Source organism: Pseudalkalibacillus sp. Hm43, assembly GCF_054170705.1.
In genome coordinates this window covers 2,860,352-2,880,267 of record NZ_CM135129.1, presented here as the reverse complement: position 1 = coordinate 2,880,267, position 19,916 = coordinate 2,860,352, and the positions used below count along the sequence as shown (strand labels likewise).

General features: G+C 38.5%; 22 protein-coding genes. 2 read left to right on the top strand and 20 right to left on the bottom strand.

Features of this window, described 5'->3' with window-relative positions:
- Positions 1 to 10: 10 nt before the first annotated feature.
- From flaG to ACXQIQ_RS14955, 16 genes are all read right to left on the bottom strand, one after another.
- Positions 11 to 361: a flagellar protein FlaG gene (flaG, locus tag ACXQIQ_RS15030; protein WP_439301551.1), complete on the bottom strand. Its 351-nt coding sequence runs from the start codon at positions 359 to 361 to the stop codon at positions 11 to 13.
- A 294-nt stretch (positions 362 to 655) separates the two neighbouring features.
- Positions 656 to 2,320 carry a tetratricopeptide repeat-containing glycosyltransferase family 2 protein gene (locus ACXQIQ_RS15025; RefSeq protein ID WP_439301552.1) on the bottom strand — a complete coding sequence of 555 codons (1,665 nt, stop codon included), beginning with the start codon at positions 2,318 to 2,320 and terminating at the stop codon, positions 656 to 658.
- Between the two features lie 538 nt (positions 2,321 to 2,858).
- Complete coding sequence (gene hag, locus ACXQIQ_RS15020; protein WP_439301553.1) at positions 2,859 to 3,728, bottom strand: flagellin Hag; 870 nt, start codon at positions 3,726 to 3,728, stop codon at positions 2,859 to 2,861.
- Positions 3,729 to 3,869: 141 nt separating this feature from the next.
- The gene (gene csrA, locus ACXQIQ_RS15015) at positions 3,870 to 4,100 is read right to left on the bottom strand and encodes a carbon storage regulator CsrA (RefSeq protein WP_439301554.1); all 231 of its coding nucleotides are present in this window, start codon (positions 4,098 to 4,100) and stop codon (positions 3,870 to 3,872) included.
- A 1-nt stretch (position 4,101) separates the two neighbouring features.
- The gene (gene fliW / locus ACXQIQ_RS15010; protein WP_439301555.1) at positions 4,102 to 4,557 is read right to left on the bottom strand and encodes a flagellar assembly protein FliW; all 456 of its coding nucleotides are present in this window, start codon (positions 4,555 to 4,557) and stop codon (positions 4,102 to 4,104) included.
- Positions 4,558 to 4,579: 22 nt separating this feature from the next.
- Positions 4,580 to 5,131, bottom strand: a complete 552-nt coding sequence (locus ACXQIQ_RS15005; RefSeq protein WP_439301556.1) for a DUF6470 family protein — start codon at positions 5,129 to 5,131, stop codon at positions 4,580 to 4,582.
- A gap of 46 nt (positions 5,132 to 5,177) precedes the next feature.
- Positions 5,178 to 6,053: a flagellar hook-associated protein FlgL gene (flgL, locus tag ACXQIQ_RS15000; protein ID WP_439301557.1), complete on the bottom strand. Its 876-nt coding sequence runs from the start codon at positions 6,051 to 6,053 to the stop codon at positions 5,178 to 5,180.
- An 8-nt stretch (positions 6,054 to 6,061) separates the two neighbouring features.
- Complete coding sequence (gene flgK / locus ACXQIQ_RS14995) at positions 6,062 to 7,585, bottom strand: flagellar hook-associated protein FlgK (protein WP_439301558.1); 1,524 nt, start codon at positions 7,583 to 7,585, stop codon at positions 6,062 to 6,064.
- Between the two features lie 17 nt (positions 7,586 to 7,602).
- Complete coding sequence (locus ACXQIQ_RS14990) at positions 7,603 to 8,106, bottom strand: flagellar protein FlgN (protein WP_439301559.1); 504 nt, start codon at positions 8,104 to 8,106, stop codon at positions 7,603 to 7,605.
- An 11-nt stretch (positions 8,107 to 8,117) separates the two neighbouring features.
- Positions 8,118 to 8,381 (bottom strand): flagellar biosynthesis anti-sigma factor FlgM, encoded by a 264-nt coding sequence (gene flgM, locus ACXQIQ_RS14985; RefSeq protein ID WP_439301560.1) that lies wholly within the window; start codon positions 8,379 to 8,381, stop codon positions 8,118 to 8,120.
- Between the two features lie 29 nt (positions 8,382 to 8,410).
- Positions 8,411 to 8,806 carry a TIGR03826 family flagellar region protein gene (locus ACXQIQ_RS14980; RefSeq protein WP_439301561.1) on the bottom strand — a complete coding sequence of 132 codons (396 nt, stop codon included), beginning with the start codon at positions 8,804 to 8,806 and terminating at the stop codon, positions 8,411 to 8,413.
- 99 nt (positions 8,807 to 8,905) lie between these two features.
- A complete protein-coding gene (locus tag ACXQIQ_RS14975) occupies positions 8,906 to 9,559 on the bottom strand; it encodes a phosphoribosyltransferase family protein (protein WP_458025622.1) in 654 nt (217 codons plus the stop codon).
- 46 nt (positions 9,560 to 9,605) lie between these two features.
- Positions 9,606 to 11,096, bottom strand: coding sequence for a DEAD/DEAH box helicase (locus ACXQIQ_RS14970; RefSeq protein ID WP_439301563.1), 1,491 nt, complete (start codon positions 11,094 to 11,096; stop codon positions 9,606 to 9,608).
- Between the two features lie 19 nt (positions 11,097 to 11,115).
- Entirely contained in the window at positions 11,116 to 11,967 is an 852-nt protein-coding gene (locus tag ACXQIQ_RS14965) for a DegV family protein (protein WP_439301564.1), read from the bottom strand.
- 192 nt (positions 11,968 to 12,159) lie between these two features.
- Positions 12,160 to 12,879: a response regulator gene (locus tag ACXQIQ_RS14960; RefSeq protein ID WP_439301565.1), complete on the bottom strand. Its 720-nt coding sequence runs from the start codon at positions 12,877 to 12,879 to the stop codon at positions 12,160 to 12,162.
- Positions 12,876 to 14,030, bottom strand: a complete 1,155-nt coding sequence (locus ACXQIQ_RS14955) for a sensor histidine kinase (protein ID WP_439301566.1) — start codon at positions 14,028 to 14,030, stop codon at positions 12,876 to 12,878. Before ACXQIQ_RS14955 ends, ACXQIQ_RS14960 begins: the two co-directional genes overlap by 4 nt.
- A gap of 222 nt (positions 14,031 to 14,252) precedes the next feature.
- Here ACXQIQ_RS14955 and ACXQIQ_RS14950 point away from each other — a divergent pair, with 222 nt between their 5' ends.
- Both ACXQIQ_RS14950 and ACXQIQ_RS14945 read left to right on the top strand, forming a co-directional pair.
- Entirely contained in the window at positions 14,253 to 14,897 is a 645-nt protein-coding gene (locus ACXQIQ_RS14950) for a YigZ family protein (protein WP_439301567.1), read from the top strand.
- 63 nt (positions 14,898 to 14,960) lie between these two features.
- Positions 14,961 to 16,043 carry a glycosyltransferase family 4 protein gene (locus ACXQIQ_RS14945; protein WP_439301568.1) on the top strand — a complete coding sequence of 361 codons (1,083 nt, stop codon included), beginning with the start codon at positions 14,961 to 14,963 and terminating at the stop codon, positions 16,041 to 16,043.
- Positions 16,044 to 16,066: 23 nt separating this feature from the next.
- Here the strand turns inward: ACXQIQ_RS14945 and ACXQIQ_RS14940 are convergent, their stop codons facing one another.
- From ACXQIQ_RS14940 to ACXQIQ_RS14925, 4 genes are all read right to left on the bottom strand, one after another.
- On the bottom strand, positions 16,067 to 17,020 hold the full coding sequence (locus ACXQIQ_RS14940) for an LCP family protein (protein WP_439301569.1): 954 nt from the start codon (positions 17,018 to 17,020) through the stop codon (positions 16,067 to 16,069).
- Between the two features lie 30 nt (positions 17,021 to 17,050).
- Entirely contained in the window at positions 17,051 to 17,977 is a 927-nt protein-coding gene (locus ACXQIQ_RS14935; protein ID WP_439301570.1) for an NAD-dependent epimerase/dehydratase family protein, read from the bottom strand.
- A 19-nt stretch (positions 17,978 to 17,996) separates the two neighbouring features.
- Positions 17,997 to 18,755: a glycosyltransferase family 2 protein gene (locus ACXQIQ_RS14930; protein ID WP_439301571.1), complete on the bottom strand. Its 759-nt coding sequence runs from the start codon at positions 18,753 to 18,755 to the stop codon at positions 17,997 to 17,999.
- Positions 18,756 to 18,907: 152 nt separating this feature from the next.
- A complete protein-coding gene (locus tag ACXQIQ_RS14925) occupies positions 18,908 to 19,549 on the bottom strand; it encodes a sugar transferase (RefSeq protein ID WP_439301572.1) in 642 nt (213 codons plus the stop codon).
- Positions 19,550 to 19,916 lie beyond the last annotated feature (367 nt).

Sequence of the window (19,916 nt, the reverse complement as noted above, 5' to 3'; positions counted from 1 at the left end):
ACTATCACCTCTAAATCTTCTTGTCTACAACAATTCCCACAAGTTCAGCCATCGCCGCATACATGTCTAAGAATTTCCGATCAGGAATTTCTCTGATGACCTCCTTAGACTTATCATCTATTACCTGTACATAGTATTCTTCTGATTGTTCATGGAGTTGAAACCTTAAAGAGGTATGAGTTGGAACCAAAAACTCGTTCATGCTTTCTACCTTTTCTTGCAAGACTTCTTTTGGAATTTTAGTATCTTCTGCAACAGTTTTTTGATTTTGGTTTTTATTAGCCTTTTGATACTTAAGATCTACAATCTTGCTAAGAGAAGGTAAATCTGTCGTTATTTTCCCCGCATTCCCTACGCTCATAACCGCTCCTCCATCACTTCTTTTCTTTACCTTTTTTATCGGTAAAAAGTGAATAAACCTTAAGATATTTTACGTCATTATTATAAGTGTGAAAGAAATTCGATAAGAGTAGCTATTATACTTGTTCCACTTACAAATAATAACTACTTATTAAGTACTGCCGATTTCATGTATTATTCCATATCGAAATACTCCATTTTTGATGATTTTACTTCCATAAAAATAACCCTAATCAATAATGATTTGGGTTATTTTATTTACGTTTTCTTTTTACTTTTATTAAAACCAAAAAAACTAATTAGCTAGTGAATGTAATTTGTACATCCTTAATTCTTTCTTTAGCTTTCTTCTTCCATCAACACTAAGATGTCTCATCTTATTTTCAAGCGATTTAATTATTTTGAGGTGATTAATAACCAAAGATTGCTTGTAAATTACACTAAATAATTCTTCTTCAAAAGAGGTTAGCTTTTTACTTTTCGTCCCGTACAGTACATTCAACAAATTTTTAATGTTTAAGTCTGATTTTACATTCGATAAAATCTTCTTAAAGTAATTGTCATCAGTGTTTAGAACAAGAATAATGTAATCAACGATATTAAATAAGCCAGTTGAAAGTATCGAACTATGTTCATCAATACTTATTAATTTCAATCGGTGTTCGACTTCAATAAACTTATCTTCAAGGATTAGATTTTTTAATATTAATGATTCTTTTTCTATAGATGAAAGAGAAGGATCCTCTAGAAAAGACTTTGTAAGTTTTTGAACTTCCAAGTTAGGAACCTTTAATAATATTCTCATACCTCTTAAAGTATTTATGGTACTCCTATTTAAACAGTTACTATTAATAAATTTAATCAAGTCTTCCAGTGATACATTATGGGATAGTAGGTTAATTAGTCTCATCCAAATATAATCATCTGAATCATTAACAGATAAAGATTTAGAATAATGATGAACAGCTAGCTGCAGGTTTCCTTCCTTCTCATATAATTCACCAAGATGTTTATGTGGCAAATACTCTAAATAATCAATACTATAATCCGCCCTCAGATCATTCCTTTTTCGGATAATCTCATTAAAAATTGATATCGCTTCTGATTCTGCTCCTATTTCTGAAAGTAACGTTCCTTTCAAAAATTTAAAATCAACCGTGTATGGATAAACTTTTTCAACCGATTTAACTATTTCTAAAGCTTCATTATAATCCCCAGTAATATGTAAGCATTTAACCAATCTCACTAATAGTTTTTGTATCCAATCTATGCTCAAATCCTTTTTTAACCGGTAACCTTTTTTATAATTCGATATTGCTTTATCAATATCTCCTGTCGAAGAATACTCATTTCCTAAATAATAATAGTCTATAGGATCTTTTGATTTCTTTTGTTCTAACAACCTAAGATTTCTTTCTGATTTCCCTTTTTCAATTACTACGTTTTTCATATAACCAGAATGAAATATTTGTAGTTCAGCTATTCCTCTCTTTTCATTATTACTCTGATGTTTTAACTCTTCGTGTATATTACGATAATATCTAATACTCCCATCATTCTTATAAACACGCTCGTGATTGTTTAAAACTGTACTTTTTCCGTTCTCTCCTACAAAGTTAACGATTTGTACAGACAAGATATTATCTGAAGTTCCTAATTTAAGACTGGATTTGAATTGCTCAAAACTAGTTCTGTCTACAAATTCATCAGCATCAAGTACAAAAATCCAATCTCCTGTTGCTTTAGATGCTGCATAATTACGAGCATCAGAAAAGTTATCATTCCACTTAAATTCGTAAAACGAATCAGTAAATTCTAATGCGATTTCTCTTGTCTTATCAGTAGATCCTGTATCAACTATTATTAATTCATCCACAATTCCAACAATAGATTCCAAGCATCTTTTTAACACTTTTTCTTCATCTTTTACTATTAAGCATGCTGATAAAAATGTATTCATATCGTACCACCTTATATATGATTTGAAATAATATTCAAACTCACCTCTACACCTTCTTACCTATTTATATTATCGACAAATATTATATGAATTTGAGAACTTATACACATCTGTAGCTAGGAAAAAGTTGATCAATATAAAAATGGTCGCCTCAAATGAGACGACCATTCTTTTAAAATTAACGAAGAAGTTGAAGAACTCCTTGTGGTTGTTGGTTGGCTTGCTTCGCCGCTATGTCTTTCGATCATAGAATAGACTATATCTTCACCCAAATTGGGGCTGGGCACTTCGAATGGAATTTCCCACCCTACGAAATTCATCATCATAGCCTTATGGCCTTAGATGGTCTTTTCTAGTCGTTGAACCTTCTCCACTCTTTCGAGCCAGGAGCTTGGCTGCTGATTATCCAATCTCACTCATTTTCATACCTTCACGCTTGTCGTTTCCAACTACGTTGTGGTTGAGTCAGCTTTAGGAAGTTCCAGCAATTCACCCAGTTATCTTCTTATCCGTTACCAGATAAGACGCCCTTCAATAGTTACCTAAGTAGTTGTAATACTCCCTGAGGTATGCTATTGGATTGAGCTAGCATCGCTTGTGCTGCTTGTGCAAGAATTGAATTCTTGGTTTGTGCCATCATTTCTTTTGCCATATCTACGTCACGGATACGAGATTCTGCAGCAGTTAAGTTTTCAGAAGATGTTCCAAGGTTGTTGATTGTGTGCTCTAAACGGTTTTGGTTCGCACCTAATTTAGCACGCTCATCGGAAACTGTTTGGATTGCAGTGTCAATTGTAGAAATTGCTGCAGTAGCAGTTGCAGCGTCAGTAGAGATATCAATACCACCATTTACTGTTGCATCTCCTCCAGTTACAGCAGCTGTACCTGTCCCATCATCTACACCTAAACTAGCAGCATCCATTGCACCAATTGAAATGGTTAGTTGTTGAGAATCATTGGCACCGATTTGGAAATCCAATGACGCTGCCCCAACACCATCAATTAGTGTTTTTGTATTGAATTCTGTTTGGTTAGAGATACGAGTTACTTCTTTAGCTAATTCATCTACTTCATTTTGTAGAGCTGTACGATCTTCTGCAGTATTAGTATCGTTGGAAGATTGAACTGCTAATTCACGCATACGTTGAAGGATTGAATGCGTTTCATTCAAAGCACCTTCAGCAGTTTGAATTAATGAAATACCATCTTGTGAGTTACGAGATGCTTGCTCAAGTCCACGAACTTGTCCACGCATTTTTTCAGAGATTGCAAGACCAGCTGCATCGTCTCCAGCACGGTTGATACGAAGACCAGATGAAAGCTTTTCCATAGACTTTGATTGCATGTTGTTTGCATTTCCTAATTGACGATACGTATTAAGAGCTGCAATGTTGTGATTAATTCTCATTATAAAATTCCTCCTTGAATTGTCCGAACCACGTCCATGTGGTTTGATTTTGACAAAAACAAACATTCATGTCGGCCGACCATGATGGCTGTTTTTGCTTACATTTCTATTATCGACATCACATAAACTCTCTTTAATAGTTTATTTAGATTTTTTTACTGATTTTAACGTCTCAAGTAAATCGGATGGGGCTTGACTAGCTTTACTATTTTCATCCTGTATGGATAAATAAATTTCCTTCCTATGTATATCGATATGTTTTGGAGCATTGACTCCCAACTTTACTTGATCACCATCAATTCCAAGGACTTTTATTTCGATGTCCTCTCCTATTTGAATAGCTTCATTCGGTTTACGCGTCAAGACTAACATGTTAGCTCTCCCCCTTAATTGCACTTAAGGGTTCTTGTATTAATTTGTGTTTTGTATGATAGTTATCATCGTTCAGAACAACTTGCTTTCCTACTCGTTCTTCTACTTTAAGTACGATTGGAGCTTTCAAATTTGCTGTCGTGTTTTCAAATGGATCCTCAACGGTTAAAATGACAAATACCGCCACCTCTTTTTCATCTTTAATCTTAAGTTGACCCAAAACTCCTTCAGGAATCGTAAATTCATAATCTTTATAAAACATGAATGGATTTGCAATCACGAACGCTAAAGATGGAGTTCCAGTAGATTGCAAAATACTTAAAGGTGTTTCTTCATCTGCAAAGGGGATGATTACAAACTTTTTTTCATCAACAAATCCTGGTAAACCTTGCTCGAACGTAATAACTTCATTTCCTTCGACTTCAACTTCTCCAAAATATCTTGTTTCAATCAACATATTCTTCACCACACTCATTTTATTAGACAACATTTATTTTCAAAGAGTTTTCTTGTCTTAAATATACTTCTGTTTTCCCCGGTTGATAGATATGTTCAGGCTTCTTGGCAATAGTTTCAATAACAGGTTTGTTCGCTTTGATATCAATTTGCACCTCAGCTGGTTGGTAATGAATCTTCACACTCCCAGCTGAAGGAATCCACCCTATGTTCCATTCTTTCATTCCATCACCACTGTTGGTTCGCGCTTGCTCAGGTATCGGATGGCCACCATCTTCAATCTTCATAAGCTGGTCACCTTGTTGAGCTCGACGAGCAATACCTTCTAAGACACCACTACGACCGAGTTGAGCTGCCGCTCTCATACGAACGTTCACACTTTTCAGATCCATATCGTTCCATGCTTGAGTTTGATCTATCGTTAGGGATCCTTTTGTAGTATTAATCTTCAATTCAGCTTTCGGTTGTTGGATGGTTTGTTCAGCTTTGGGTTGTTTTATTTCCTGGATGGCATTTCTTGTTTTCAGCCCTATTAACGCAGGTTGAGATTGTATTTGTATTTGGGCTATCTTCATCTACTTCACCTCATTATCGAAAAAAAGCTATCTATCTAGATAGCTTTTATCGCAAAAAGTCCATTAAGGTTGGTTGAATAATTCTTGACCCTGCTGCTAGCGCTGCACGATGGATGCTTTCCTGGGTTTTCAAGTCAATGATGACCCGTTCCATATCGGCGTCTTCATTGTCAGAGAGGATACGATTCGCAATGACTTCTTGCTCAGCGACACGGTCTTGAATCATCTCAACGCGATTATATCGTGCACCAAGCTCAGCTCTTTCAGCGATTGAACTATCCGTATGAATGTCAATTTTTGAAAGATAGCTGTCTACGTTACTTCCGTTTCCACTCTTCAAATCAGAAACCAAGTCTCGAAGATCGTCAAACATTTGCTGTGAAAACACATTGGTTTGATCTATATTTGCTTTGATTTTAATTCCTTTTGTCACTTCTACATTGACTGGATTGGTATTAACTGGTGCTACAACCGTTCCATCAGTTGCTACTGGTGGATTTGTTGTATTCGTTCCATTAAAGATATATTTTCCACCGACTTTTGTATTTGCTACAGAAATCAAATGATCACGTAATTGATCAATTTCATCGCCAATCGCACTTCTTTGACCTTGCTCATAAGTACCGTTACTTGCTTGTACAGTCAGTTCTCGGATTCGATGTAATGCTTGCCCTGCCTCATCTAATGCTGCATCTGAGTTATCCATCCAGCTATACACTTCAGATAGATTACGTTTGAACTGTTCCACTTCCGTCAGGTCGGTGCGATATTCCATCCCTTTCATAGCGACTACAGGGTCATCAGAAGGCTTGGTAATCCGTTTTCCTGTAGACATCTGCTCTTGGTATTTCCCCATTCGTTCATAGCTTTGGCTTAGATTACGCAACATGTTTCCTGTCAGCATACTTTGTGTTACACGCATTTAGTTCACTACCTTCCTACCCGACCCATGCCGTTGATGATGCGGTCAAGCATTTCATCAATACTCGTAATATTACGAGCCGCCGCATTATAAGCGTGTTGAAATTGCATCATTTTCGTCATTTCTTCATCTAGAGACACACCGCTTACCGATTGACGACGTTCTTCTACGGATTGCTTTAATGTATTGGAGTTCTCGACCAGACGGTTCGCCTGTTGCGCACTAACCGCCATTTCACCTATAGCCCCTTCAAAATAACTTTGGAACGTTGCATTCCCAGTATTAAATGCTAGTGTTTGATCTTTTACATCCGCCAGATTTAGAGCATTACTTCCATCACCAGGATTTCCGTCCATTGAAGCTGCAATATTGCTTAATCCATTTGCCCCTGAAATATTGTTATCAAGTGTTAACTTGGATGCAGCACCAGCAAAAGTAGTAGCATCTACAGCTGATGTAAAGGCAAAAAAGTTACCACCATTAGCTCCGTTCAAATCATTACCAGCTTGATGTTGCGTATTGAATGCACTAACAAAACGATAAGCCATTTCATCTAGGTCCGCTAGCATATCTGGATAGATTCCCTTAACAGAACCTCCAGACTCAAAACCATGAGATTCGAGTAGTCCCTTTAGTTTCCCTTGGCCTAATTGGTCCAATGCACCTGTTGCACCACCTAGTGCAAACTGATCAAATTCTCCATTACCATCGCTATCAGTAATGGATAATCCGTTTGTAGAGAGTGTACTTCCATCCACTAGGTTGCCGATTGAATTACCATTCGAATCTAGTAATTCAACAGTATATTTTCCTTCTGCGATATCAAGTGCTTGTCCACCGCTACCAACTGCCGTTACCTTAACATTGGCAAGCTCTGACAAACGATCTACTAATCCATCTCGCTTGTCGTATAAGTCATTTGGCAAATAACCGTGTGGCTCTATTTCACTAATTTGACGGTTAATATCATTGATTTGCTCTGCGATTGAGTTGATTTCTTTTGTGGTCACATCAATTTGTGTTTTAAAATCATCACGAATAGAGTTTAAAGAAGTTGAAAGATAGTTAAACGTTTCAGCTAGGGCAACCCCACGCTGGCGAACGACTGAACGCGCTCCCGAGTCTTCTGGATTCACCACTAAATCTTGCAATGATTGCCAGAAGCGATCCATTGTTTTTGCCAACCCATGGTCAGAAGGTTCATTCATTACTTCTTCCATCTTTTGAAGTGCGTCACTTCGAGCAGACCAATAGCCAGACTTCGTGTTTTCACCTCGAAATTGTAGATCCAAGAAACTTTCACGCACACGTTGAACCGTCCCAGCCTCTACACCAGTACCCATCTGCCCGGGAACTTGAGGGCGGTTTCGGGCAGCTGCTGGATAAGGTTCCGTTTGTGAAAAATTGACTCGTTGTCTTGAATAACCAGGTGTACTTGCGTTAGAGATATTATGACCGGTTGTATTCAACGCACTTTGGTGCGTACGTAAACCTCTCAGTGATGTTTCAAGTCCGTGAAACGTAGATGACATTATTCAATGCCGCCTTTCTATGCTTTAGAATCAAAAATCGATTGTTGTTTTTGGTAGCTGTTCTTCTGTTGGGCTTGCCCAGGGCGTCTGTAGTTTCCTGTAGGTTTCTTCGGCTCCATCAACGACAGCGACGCATTGACAAACTGTAACGATTGTCTCGTCAACTCATTGTTCAACTCATTTTGTTCTTGGAGCTGTTGAATGGTAACCTTCAATTTTTCCTGAACCGCAATTAATTGTTCTTGATCTTCCTCATCAAAGAAACGTAAAAGCTGAGCAAGTGCTGGGTTTTCATCAGCCACGATTCCGTTGCGGTTCAACAGTAGCTCTACTTCTCTTACCCGATTATCTTCTAACGATTCTATTCGCTGAATGCATTGGGTTTCAAGACTCAGCAAATGATCCAACGATTTAATGTCATTCTTTTTGAGCGTTTCTGTCTTCTGAACCGACAAGTCCAAAAGCTTTTCGTGCTGTATATGTATATCGGACAAAAGTCCGACCATTTGTTTTGCTGTCATTTCATTCACCCTCAGCTTTTCGTCCAAAAGTCATAAAACTTTTTCGCAACCTTGGCAGCGTCCACCTGATAATTTCCGGATTGAACTTCGTTTTTCAGATGTTCGATCTTTTCCATACGCTCTGTTGATGCCTTTCCGCTCTTCTGCATTTCAAGTGCCTTTTTTGAAATTTCCAGTTGATCTTGCTTCATTTGTTGTGGCTGCTGTTGAGTTTGTTTATTGAGCTGGTGTTTGTATGGGTTGTTTGAGATGTTTCCATTTCGATTGATCTTCAATGGAATTTCCTCCTTACTCCACCTTTGGATTATTTTTCTGTATAGTAAGTTATTCGTTCATTCACTTGTTGTTTTTGTACAAAACGGTCATGTGTTTCCAATTCTTTTTTCAATTGGTTGTGGCAATCATCGCACGTTCGTCCTGTACTAATCTGCTTACCGCAACTGTCACATGGGAATGTAAGATTGGGAAATTGACTTGCCCGAAGGCGTCCTTCTCTTACAAACCGGATAATCGTCTTTTCAGGAACTCCTGTGGCTTGTGAAACCTCTATTATAGAAGCTTCCCGATTCGCTTTTTTGCGAATGAATTTATAAACCGTTTCAAACATTTTCTCTTCTTCCTGATAACACACATCACAGACGGATCGCACCACTTTCGCGAATAAGCGACCACATTGTGCGCAATTGGCTAATTCCGCCATAACAGTCTCTCCTTTACATACCTACTCCGTATTCTTTATCTAATGTCTATATCGGAAGTTTAAATGAAAAGTTTAACTTTTAGACATGTTTGGTAGGAATTACCCTCTTGCTAATGTAAAAGAAGAGACTGTTCGGGCCCCATGGTCTAGTAAAATCTTACCCGCTGCTTCAACAGTGGATCCGGTCGTGTAAATGTCGTCGACTAAGGTGACATCTTTTCCGTGTATTTTGGCTACAAAATTAGAGTCAAACACAAAAACCGTCTGGATACTAAGACGATCTGTACGTCCCTTTTTACTTTGCTTTTCTTCATGAAGCGGTCTTGTTAAACAGCTGACAACTTCTTTTCCAAACAGGTTAGCGATTCCTTCTGCTTGATTGAATCCCCGTTCGTACTGTCTTTGTTCACTTAAAGGGATTGGTACAAACAAGGACTTCGGAAACTCTTTTCTACCCAACTGGCGAAACTCATCTTTAAATGCTTTAATAAGCTCTACATCTCCACGATATTTGTACTTCGCAATGACTTCCTTTGCAAATTCGTTATATATAAGCAATGAACGATTCTTTGTGATAAAACTCCCTTGTTGTTCCCATTTTACACAATCCGAGCATTTATCTCCATGACGATATTTCTCAGGAAATAGCGAAAAAGAACGACCGCATTTTCGACAAATATCTCCGTGCAAAAACTCTAACTGCTGCGAACATGTATCACATAACAATGACGGACGCTCAATGCTAAAATACATTCGCCATCCAACCTGTGATTGAAAGGGCTGCAAACAATACAAGCACTTATTCACTATTCAAAGCTCTCTGATTATGATCCCGAATCGTCTTCCTAGCTGAAACCATCGCTTTTGATTTCCCGTAATGAAAGTAAACAACTTCGCCATATGGATCCTCAATACTCCGCCCGGCTCGACCTGCTATTTGGACCAACGCATTGGATGAGAAAACTTCATGTTCCGCTCCTAATATAGCCACATCAATTTCAGGTACCGTGACACCTCTTTCCAAAATGGTTGTCGTAATGAGCAACTCAATCTCTCCTTTCCGAAATTGATTTAGCTTCTTCAATCTTTCTGGATCTTCCGAATGGACAAACTCACAATTCAGTTCATTAAGTATGGAATGTACTTCTTTACCGAAATCTACAGTTGGCACAAACACTAGGCATTTTCGCTTCTGTTCGTATCGGGTGGCGATATACGCCATCACGTTAGCCGGCAATCTTCGCTTTTTCAATTTCTTGGACCAATTTCCACACCATTCAAATTTAGGTTCTGGTAATGGATAACCATGAAAACGCTTGGAGATATGAACAACTTCAAGGGAATTAAGTTTCAAACGTTGCAACATCGTTTTTGAGGGAGTAGCGGTTAGATAGACCTTTGCGGCCTTCTTTTTAGAGGCTTTTTCTACTGCAAATTGGAGTGTTTTGTCATATGAGAAAGGATAGGCATCAACTTCATCGACAATTATTAAGTCAAATGCTTCTTTATAGCGAAATAGTTGGTGCGTAGTAGATAGGATTAGTTGTGAGGTGTCTTTCATTTCGACATTTCCACCATATATAGCTTGTGTATTCACGAAAGGAAACGCTCTCTCAAATCGAGGAAGGAGTTCAGTCACGACATCCGTTCGCGGTGTTGCTAAACAAACTCGTTTACCTTGTCCAATCGCTCTTTTAATCCCCTCAAATAAGATTTCAGTCTTCCCTGCTCCGCAAACCGCCCATATCAACAGGTCCTGAGGATGATCAACTACTTCTGTAATTCTCCGAGATGCTGATTGCTGAAGTTCCGAAAGCTGACCATCCCACTTTAAGTCAGATGGGTTGCTCCACATAACTTCAGGTCCACTCCATCTCAAAAGTGGTGTACACTGACTGACTCTTCTCATCATGATGCAATTTCGACAATACATACATTCTTCCTTACAACGAAAACAGTCGAAAGAAGCAAATAAATCTTGTTCGCGATTTCCACACCTTGCACAACGATATTTCTGATTTTCGTCTATAATTCCTTTTTCATACGAAATATGACCACTCAAATAATGTTCTTGGATTTTTTCAATAGGAAATGAGAGTTCATCAAGTAGGAGATGTTTTCCGAATAAGCATTGTTGGAGCTGAGGATTGAAATGAAATGTAGGATTGAGTGGTAAATGAGGTAGTTCGTTCAATGTTCCAATTGATTGTAGAGGATATACCGTTGACTTTACGAGAGGTTCAGGACACAAAATCGTTCCTTGTTCAGAAGAAATGGTGGCAAAACGCATCAGCTTTGCCACCTGTTCATTATTCTTTGATCCATGTAAGACCGATACTTCCTTCACCGAGATGAGTTCCAATGACAGGACCGAAATAAGATATAATAATTTCAGAATTCGGATAGTCCTTCTGTAATTCATCGGCGTACTCTTTAGCTTCCTCTTCACGATTTGCGTGAATGACGGAAATGGTTGCCTTGTCTTCAGGCTTAACATCTTCATGAATAAGTTCAAACAAACGTTTGATTGCTTTTTTACGCGTGCGGATTTTTTCATAAGGAACAATTTTCTTATCGACAAAACGTAAGACTGGCTTCACTTGTAAAAGGTTTCCTACAAAAAACTGCGCACTATTCAATCGACCACCACGGTGTAAGTGACTCAAATCATCAACCATAAAATAAGCTGGAATACCTTTTGCGCGAATCACCGTCAAACGCGAAAAAATGACCTTTGCGGCTTGCCCTTGCTGTGCCATTTTAGCTGCTTCCAAAACAAAAAATCCTTGCGGCATACAACTGATCTCGGAGTCGAAAATATGGACATCGATGTTATCCACCATGGTCTCAGCAGACTGTGCACTTTGGAAAGTTCCGCTGATTTCACTAGATAACGTAATGACGATGACATCCGTATACCCTTCTTCAGCAAGCTTCTCGTATAAATCCGCAAAAAGCCCGACTGCAGGTTGAGATGTCTTAGGTAACTTTCCGCCCTCTCGCACCTGTTGATAAAAATCTTCTGCGCTGATTTCCTTTTCTTCCTGATACGATTCATTTTCAAAGATGACGTTCAACGGAACCATCTTGATATCGTATTGATCCCGGAGCGACTTCGGTAAGTACGAAGTGCTGTCTGTAACTATCGCAACTTTATGCATACCATGATCCTTTCTATTATTTTTCCCCTCTTTTATGTATTTGACTTCTAAGGGGGAATTACCTTCTCTATTTTACTTGAAACTCTCTAAAAATGCTTCAACCGAAACAAATGACCAATGAAACGCACTCATCCAAGAATTTACGCAATCAAAAAGACCTTCCACTCTCCGCAGAAGGTCCTCACACATCTCTTAATTCACTTTTACCCAACCGTTCTTGATCGCTTCAACAACTGCCTGGGTACGGTCGTTCACGTTCATCTTTTGCAGGATATTACTTACATGGTTTTTGACCGTTTTTTCACTGATATAAAGGGCTTCTCCAATCGAACGGTTACTCTTTCCATCCGCCAACATTTGAAGCACCTCACACTCACGTCGAGTTAAGATATGAAGTGGCTTACGGTATTCAACTTCCTTAAAGCCAACTTCTCCATTGCCTCCATTAGCTGATCCGTTGCCTTGTGTCTTGATTCGGCGGAATTCGCTGATCAAGTTTACGGTTACCTTCGGATGAAGGTATGCACCACCGTCAGCGACAACCTTAACTGCATCAATCAAAGCGTCTGCATCCATTTCCTTCAACAGGTAACCAGACGCACCCGTTTGCACAGCATGCGTAACATAAGCCTCATCATCATGGATCGATAGGATGATGACCTTGATGTCTGGGTATTTCTCCACAAGACGACGAGTAGCCTCTACACCATTGATGTTCGGCATGTTGATGTCCATCAAGACAACATCCGGTTGATGAGTTTCTATCAACTCGACCGCATCTTGTCCATCGTCACCTTCTGCTACAACTTCAAAATTCTCTTCCATATCCAAAATCCGTTTGACACCTTCACGGAATAGCTTATGGTCATCAATTAGTACGATTCTCGTCTTTACGGCGTTCATTTGTGTCATGTCCATGCCTCCTGCTCAGTTAATGGTATTTGTATAAAAATTAAAGTCCCTTTGCCTGGGTTCGTATCTATTTTCAAAGTCCCCTCTAAAAGATCGACTCGTTCCTTCATACCAATCAAGCCAAAGGATTGTTCTTTTTTCTCATCAGGATCAAAACCAATTCCATTATCTCTTACTAAAATGGATAAGTTCTGTTGGAATTCGACTTTCACCTGTATTTCATCGGCTTTTGCATGCTTACATGCATTTTGGACAGATTCTTGAATCAATCGGTATGTTGCTACTTCCATTTTAGAAGGAAGTCTGCGTTCATTACCAAAACTTCTTAGCTGAATGTTGATTCCGGTTGATTCAGACAGGTTCCTTAAATATTTCTCTAACGTTGGAACAAGTCCTAAGTCATCGAGTGCCATCGGCCTCAGGTCATAAATGATTCTTCGGACTTCAGTCAAGGCTTCTTTAACCATATGCCTTAGATCTTTTAGTTCGCTACGCGCCTCTTCGACACCTTTTTGCATGTATATTTTTTCAATTAGTTCAGATCTCAACAATACGTTTGCAAGCATTTGCGCCGGCCCATCGTGTATTTCGCGTGAGACTCGACCTCGTTCTTCCTCTTGTGCCTCGATGATTTGAAGCCCAAAATCCTGCTTGGCCTGAGCATCTTTTACCATTTCGCCGACTTTTCGTAAATCCGCGTCCAAGTAATTCAACACAACGCTGATCTGGCTTACCAATCGTTCTGCGCGTTCAATCGTTTCCTTTAAATTCAGAAGTCGCCGTTCAATATCATCTCTTCTCTGACGAAGAGCAGCTTCTTTTTGACGGGTAGAAATCAATTGAACCTGGTATTCACTTGCTGTTTCATACGCTTGTTTGATTTCTTGCTCTCCATAACGTTCAAAGTGCTTACTTACTTCAGCAAGCTTTGCACGAGATAGTCGAGACTTGGTTTCAAGGACATCGCCTTGTTGGATCACCTTTAACACTTGCTCTTTAATTTCTTTCAATTCACTTGTTAACTGTTCGAACTCTTGTCGAGATTGCTCGCCAATTTCAAAGATCTGTTCTTTACTCTCGGTAACAGTGGCAATCGTTTTATCCAAGATCGTATCGATACTTGTTGGATCAAACGTTTTTGTAGTCGTCATTCCTATGCCTCCAATACTACTGTACCGAACATTTAGTAGTAGGTACTAGGTCCTTCTTTCCTAATTATCCCATAATCTATGCCAATATTTTCCCCATTCGATATACGTTTCGAACTCACCTAAGGATTTATGACTTTATTACTCAATTTTTTTGTAAAATTTGATGGGATAATGGTCCAGATATATAATAAGTAATGTTATTGAATATATCTGGAGGTATTTATGCTCTCATCATATTATACCGTAAAAACGTACGGAGAACACGAACAAATCATACAAAAGTCTAGATTCATCGGCTATGTCCAAAGGGTTGAAACGGAAGAGGAAGCCCAACATTTCATTCAAGAAATCAAGAAAAAGCACCATGGTGCGAATCATAACTGTTCAGCCTACCTCATAGGCGAAAATGATCAGATTCAAAAAGCCAATGATGACGGTGAACCAAGTGGTACTGCTGGAGTCCCGATATTAGAGGTCCTCAAAAAAAGAAAATTGAAAAATACTGTAGTAGTAATTACCCGCTACTTTGGTGGAATCAAACTCGGAGCAGGTGGATTAATACGTGCTTACGGCTCTTCTACATCTAAAGTACTAGATGCGACAGGAATTGTCGAAAAGGTGATGGTTAAGCAATTTTCCATCAAGATCGATTACACGTTATTAGGGAAAATCCAGAATGACATCAAGCAAACCAACTTTATACTGAATGACATTACTTATTTGGATAAGGTGGACTTAAACATTTATGTACGATTACAAGACGTTAAGGATTTCCATAACTGGATTACGAACATTACTATGGATGCTCACGAGCTTGATGAAAAAGAGGATCTTTATATTGAAATAGACGTTAAAGAATCTTCATGAAACAGGTTAAATTCGTCTGCCTTTACCTATACTAATAAACGACAAATATAGGTTAGGGCGATTATGATGATGAATTTTGACAGCTACGTTTTATATTTTTTAGGTTGCTTTTTAATCTCAGTCCTCTTGGTTCCAGTTGTTAGCCTAATTGCACATAAAATAAATGCAGTTGATAAACCGAATTGGAGAAAAGTCCATCGTAAAGCCATCCCTCGACTTGGGGGATTGGCTATCATACTATCCAATATGATCGGTTTTTTCTATTTGAAGATTTCTCTACCCAACTTAGGCATGATGACAATTGCTTTTTCAATTATCATCGCAATCGGTGTATTGGATGATGTCTTTCAATTGCCTGCAAAGATAAAGTTGATTGGGCAAGTTACAGCTGCATTCTTAGCTGTACATGCTGGAGTTCGAATTACATACATATCATTACCCTTTACAGACAATCGTTTGGAGTATGCAGGCATAATCGGCTACATACTAACGATTATTTGGATTGTAAGCATTACGAATTCCATCAATCTGGTCGATGGACTTGATGGGCTAGCAGCTGGAATATCATGTATCTCTCTATTTGTCATCATGATCATGGCGATCGAGAAAAACGATATGACCGTGTTTTTATGGTCATTGACATTGATTGCAGCAACTCTTGGCTTCCTTGTTTACAACATCAATCCCGCAAAAATCTTTTTGGGAGATACAGGGTCCTTATTTTTAGGATTTTCTATTGCTTTATTATCCGTTCTTGGCTTTTTCAAAAGTATCACGTTATTCAGCCTGGTTGTCCCGTTCATCATTCTTGGCGTACCCATTTTCGACACACTTTCGGCCATTATACGACGCATCCTCAACAACCAAAGCTTCTCAGAACCGGATAAATCCCACTTGCACCATAGACTTCTTGCAATGGGGTTCAGCCACAGGAATACAGTTTGGTTGATTTATTTGTTATCCGCTTTATTCGGATTAGCTGCCATCACTTTTTCAAGAGCTACCATCTGGTTATCCCTCATCATTGTCATCCTTCTCATTGTATCTGTGCAAATTGTTGGAGAAATCATTGAGCTTTATGGGAAACGGAGGACCCCTCTCATCAACGTATATCTTAAATTCCGTTCTATTTTTATCAAAAAATAAAACAGCCATCAGATGATGACTGTTTACTTGAACAAGTGTTTGTTTAATTGATCTTGAATCTCTTTAAGACTTTCTTCAGATGGAATGTAGAAATCAGATCCATTAATTTTTTCTGTTTTTCCATCGAATTTTAAAGAAGTGATATCTTCTTTATCAAATCCTTCGTATTGTTCACTCAAGTACAAGATGTCGCTTGCCTTGAGATTTGTTTTTATATTTTTGCCGAGATGTTTAATGACATTGTCCAATTTCAACACACCGCTTGGCGACTGAAGCTCTTCAACAGCGGCCTTAACAACCTGCTTTTGACGTTCGTTACGCCCAAGGTCCTGGAGAGGATCTTGCTTTCTCATCCTTACATAGGCAAGAGCTTCTTCTCCATCCAGCTCCATTGGTCCTTCTTCAAAGTATATACGGCGCTTATCACCAATATCACTTGTCTCAGAGAAGTCAAATGGTACATCAACGGTAATGCCATCCAGTTCATCTACGACTTTCTTGAATCCGAAGAAGTTCACTTTCATATAGTAATCCACAGGAATTTTCAGAAACTCCTCTACCGTTTCAACGGTCAATTCAGTACCACCAAATGCATGTGCATGATTGATTTTCGTAAGTCCTTCTCTACCAGGAACTTTCACCCGTGAATCACGTGGAATACTTAACATAGATGCAGTCTTATCATCAGGATCCAATGTTAAAAGTATCAGTGAATCTGTCCGCCCGTTTTTCCCACCAGTAGAGTAGTCTTCAATACCCATCAGTAAAATGGAAATTGGCTCTTCTCCAATCGTAACAGCTTCATCACGATACTTGGAATTGCGGTCCAATTCTTCATACGTGTCCTTCGAGGCCACATATGTTTGATATCCTATATATCCTCCATAGGTCAAAAAAATGAAACCTATGGCTAGAAGAACAATCATGACCCTTGATAGTGTTTTCCGTTTCGTTTTTTTCCTTTTGGATTGTTCCATGAAAACTTCCTCATTCCTTCTTTAAAAAGGCTAGATGTTACCAGCTGCTTTCTTTTGATAGTAAAGCAACGTTTTTTCGAGTCCTTCTTTCAACGAAACTTTCGGTTTCCAATTAATCAACTGTTCAGCTTTATCATTTGTAAGGTAGCTATGTCGGATGTCTCCAGGACGTTCGCCTTCATGTTTTTTCTCGAGAGAATCTCCAACTACTTCTTCAAATGTCTTCACTAAATCATTAAGAGAAACTTGTGTGTTCGTACTGATGTTTATTATATCATTACATGGGTGTTTACTCGCTAATAAATTTGCTTCAGCAATGTCACTTACGTAAATAAAATCGCGCGTATGCTCTCCATCACCGAAGATCGTCAAATCTTCACCTTTAATAATTTTATCGACAAAGATGGAAATGACCCCACCTTCTCCTTTAGGAATCTGTCCGATTCCATAAACGTTTGCATAACGGAGGATGCTGTATTGGATTCCGTGTAAATCCCCATAGATTTTTATATAATGTTCAGGTGTATGCTTAGAAGCACCATAGTAAGACATTGGGTCCACCTTATGCTTTTCATCAACACCGAGATAATCTGGTTCACCATATACCGCTGCAGATGAAGCATAAACAATTGCTGCATTGACTTCTTTACATGCTTCAAGCACATTGATTGTTCCTAAAATATTAATATGTGCATCAAATACTGGATTCTTCAAGGATGTCTGTACATCGATTTGTGCTGCATGATGGTTGATGACATCAGGTGTTTCCTTTTTAACGATATCAATGAAATCTGGTGTAGTAATATCTGCTTTATAGAATGTGACGGACTCTTTTAGATTTTCTTCTTTTCCAGTAGAAAGGTCATCCACAACCACTACTTCGTGTCCGTCCTCTAAATATTGTTCAACGATATTCATTCCAATGAATCCTGCTCCACCTGTTACTAACACTTTCATGACATAATTCCCCTCTCAACTATCCTTTGATGTTTTTTAAGACAGATGTAACTGCAACGTTGCCGACATACCAGGCTGAACGGATAGGTCCTATCTTTTCAAGATCACGGTATACTGTCCAGTTCTTCTTAATCATTTTGAATTTATTACTTGAAACCGACCCTTTTACTTTTCTGTACATGGCGAGTTCTTCTTGGATACCGTGGGCAACATAACCTCTTCTGAGAATAGAGAGCCAGAGCGCTAGATCTTGCCTTGCACGGATGTTTGGCATCTGCACTTTACCGGTCTCTTCAATGTTGACCATTACAGTCAAGCATCCGATCACCGTTCTTTTGAGCAAATCCCTATAGGACATTTCCTTAGGTATTTTAACGGTAATATCAGTCGGCGATCCTTCTTCATCCATAATTCGGTATTCTGTAAAAGAAAATACACTCTTGTTCTCTTCCATGAATCGCACTTGTTTTTCAAGCTTTTCTGGAAGCCATAAATCATCACTATCTAGAAAAGCGATGTATTTTCCGTCAGCCATATCAATGGCTGTGTTTCGCGCTACAGCTGCGCCGCTATTTTCAGAAAGCTGATGCAGTTTAATTCTAGAGTCTTTCTGCACATATTCTTCGATGACTTCGACAGAATTGTCGGGGGAGCAATCATCAACGATAATCATTTCCCAGTTTTTATAGGTTTGATTTAAAACAGAAGAGATCGTATCACCAATAAATTTTGATGATTTATATGATGGTGTTATGACACTGACTTTAGGTTCATTCACTTTTGTGATCCTCCAATTATTTAGACGATTATGAGTGGAAAAAGTTGCATCCTTTAGTTTCTCCGTATAGACATGGAACATTCAGTGTAAAATAAAGAAAAACTTATTCCTTTATTGCAAAGGAATAAGTTTTAGAGTAGTGCATTAAAGGATTATCTCGCTCCATCACCTGTGAAGACTACTTTTACTGTAGCCATCATGATTTTAAAATCGTTCCAGACACTCAAATTGTCAATGTATTTGAGGTCATATTCTAATTTTTCTTCTGGCGTAGCTTCATATCCGCCATTTACTTGTGCTAATCCAGTTAAACCTGGTTTCACATTCAAACGTTGATCAAATCCGTTAATTTCTTTGTTAAATTGTTCTACAAACACCGGACGTTCAGGTCGCGGTCCAACAATACTCATTTCACCTTTCAACACATTGATGAACTGCGGAAGCTCGTCAATTCGTGTTTTTCGGATAAAGGCACCAATTTTAGTTACTCGTGGATCATTTTTGGAAGCCCATTGAGGTCCATTTTTTTCTGCATCATTGCGCATCGATCTCAGTTTAATCACCTTAAATGTTCGACCATTTAAACCTACACGCTCCTGTTTGAAAATCGCTGATCCAGGAGATTCAATTTTAATAGCTAACATGGTAAATAGAATGATAGGTGCACATAATGCTAATGCAACGATGGAAAACATGACATCTAAAATTCGTTTCATATATAAAACATTTGCATTTTGATATTTTAATGAAGTATGTTGGCTCATAGAACTTTCTTGATAGCGATTAAAAGCCATGCAATTCACCTCAGCTAATTTTAGAAAAAAGTCAACTTATATAGTACATCACTAAGTTATAATACCACATCGCCAAAAAAAGTCAAAACAAATTTTCATTGGACTACTATTCTATTATTTAACCGATTTACAGACGAATGAAACCATAAATCTACAACAAAACCACTTTCAAGCACCAGAATATTCGCTATAAATCGATCATTTATGTACTTATAACATATAAACAATAATTTTTATCCATAGCTTCAGCCATCCGATAACAGACGTCCATAAGATCAATCCCAGGGTCACTCCCCAGAATAGAGCTATCGCAATCCCTCCTTCTTTTTTCAAAGTATCATCCCCTAGAAATCGTAATAATTAATTA

Bases quoted from the DNA above. Each gene is read 5' to 3' on its own strand.
- flaG (WP_439301551.1), bottom strand. From the start codon at position 361: ATGAGCGTAGGGAATGCGGGGAAAATAACGACAGATTTACCTTCTCTT.
- ACXQIQ_RS15025 (WP_439301552.1), bottom strand. From the start codon at position 2,320: ATGAATACATTTTTATCAGCATGCTTAATAGTAAAAGATGAAGAAAAA.
- hag (WP_439301553.1), bottom strand. From the start codon at position 3,728: ATGAGAATTAATCACAACATTGCAGCTCTTAATACGTATCGTCAATTA.
- csrA (WP_439301554.1), bottom strand. From the start codon at position 4,100: ATGTTAGTCTTGACGCGTAAACCGAATGAAGCTATTCAAATAGGAGAG.
- fliW (WP_439301555.1), bottom strand. From the start codon at position 4,557: ATGTTGATTGAAACAAGATATTTTGGAGAAGTTGAAGTCGAAGGAAAT.
- ACXQIQ_RS15005 (WP_439301556.1), bottom strand. From the start codon at position 5,131: ATGAAGATAGCCCAAATACAAATACAATCTCAACCTGCGTTAATAGGG.
- flgL (WP_439301557.1), bottom strand. From the start codon at position 6,053: ATGCGTGTAACACAAAGTATGCTGACAGGAAACATGTTGCGTAATCTA.
- flgK (WP_439301558.1), bottom strand. From the start codon at position 7,585: ATGTCATCTACGTTTCACGGACTTGAAACATCACTGAGAGGTTTACGT.
- ACXQIQ_RS14990 (WP_439301559.1), bottom strand. From the start codon at position 8,106: ATGACAGCAAAACAAATGGTCGGACTTTTGTCCGATATACATATACAG.
- ACXQIQ_RS14980 (WP_439301561.1), bottom strand. From the start codon at position 8,806: ATGGCGGAATTAGCCAATTGCGCACAATGTGGTCGCTTATTCGCGAAA.
- ACXQIQ_RS14975 (WP_458025622.1), bottom strand. From the start codon at position 9,559: ATGTATTTTAGCATTGAGCGTCCGTCATTGTTATGTGATACATGTTCG.
- ACXQIQ_RS14970 (WP_439301563.1), bottom strand. From the start codon at position 11,096: ATGCGTTTTGCCACCATTTCTTCTGAACAAGGAACGATTTTGTGTCCT.
- ACXQIQ_RS14965 (WP_439301564.1), bottom strand. From the start codon at position 11,967: ATGCATAAAGTTGCGATAGTTACAGACAGCACTTCGTACTTACCGAAG.
- ACXQIQ_RS14960 (WP_439301565.1), bottom strand. From the start codon at position 12,879: ATGACACAAATGAACGCCGTAAAGACGAGAATCGTACTAATTGATGAC.
- ACXQIQ_RS14955 (WP_439301566.1), bottom strand. From the start codon at position 14,030: ATGACGACTACAAAAACGTTTGATCCAACAAGTATCGATACGATCTTG.
- ACXQIQ_RS14950 (WP_439301567.1), top strand. From the start codon at position 14,253: ATGCTCTCATCATATTATACCGTAAAAACGTACGGAGAACACGAACAA.
- ACXQIQ_RS14945 (WP_439301568.1), top strand. From the start codon at position 14,961: ATGATGATGAATTTTGACAGCTACGTTTTATATTTTTTAGGTTGCTTT.
- ACXQIQ_RS14940 (WP_439301569.1), bottom strand. From the start codon at position 17,020: ATGGAACAATCCAAAAGGAAAAAAACGAAACGGAAAACACTATCAAGG.
- ACXQIQ_RS14935 (WP_439301570.1), bottom strand. From the start codon at position 17,977: ATGAAAGTGTTAGTAACAGGTGGAGCAGGATTCATTGGAATGAATATC.
- ACXQIQ_RS14925 (WP_439301572.1), bottom strand. From the start codon at position 19,549: ATGGCTTTTAATCGCTATCAAGAAAGTTCTATGAGCCAACATACTTCA.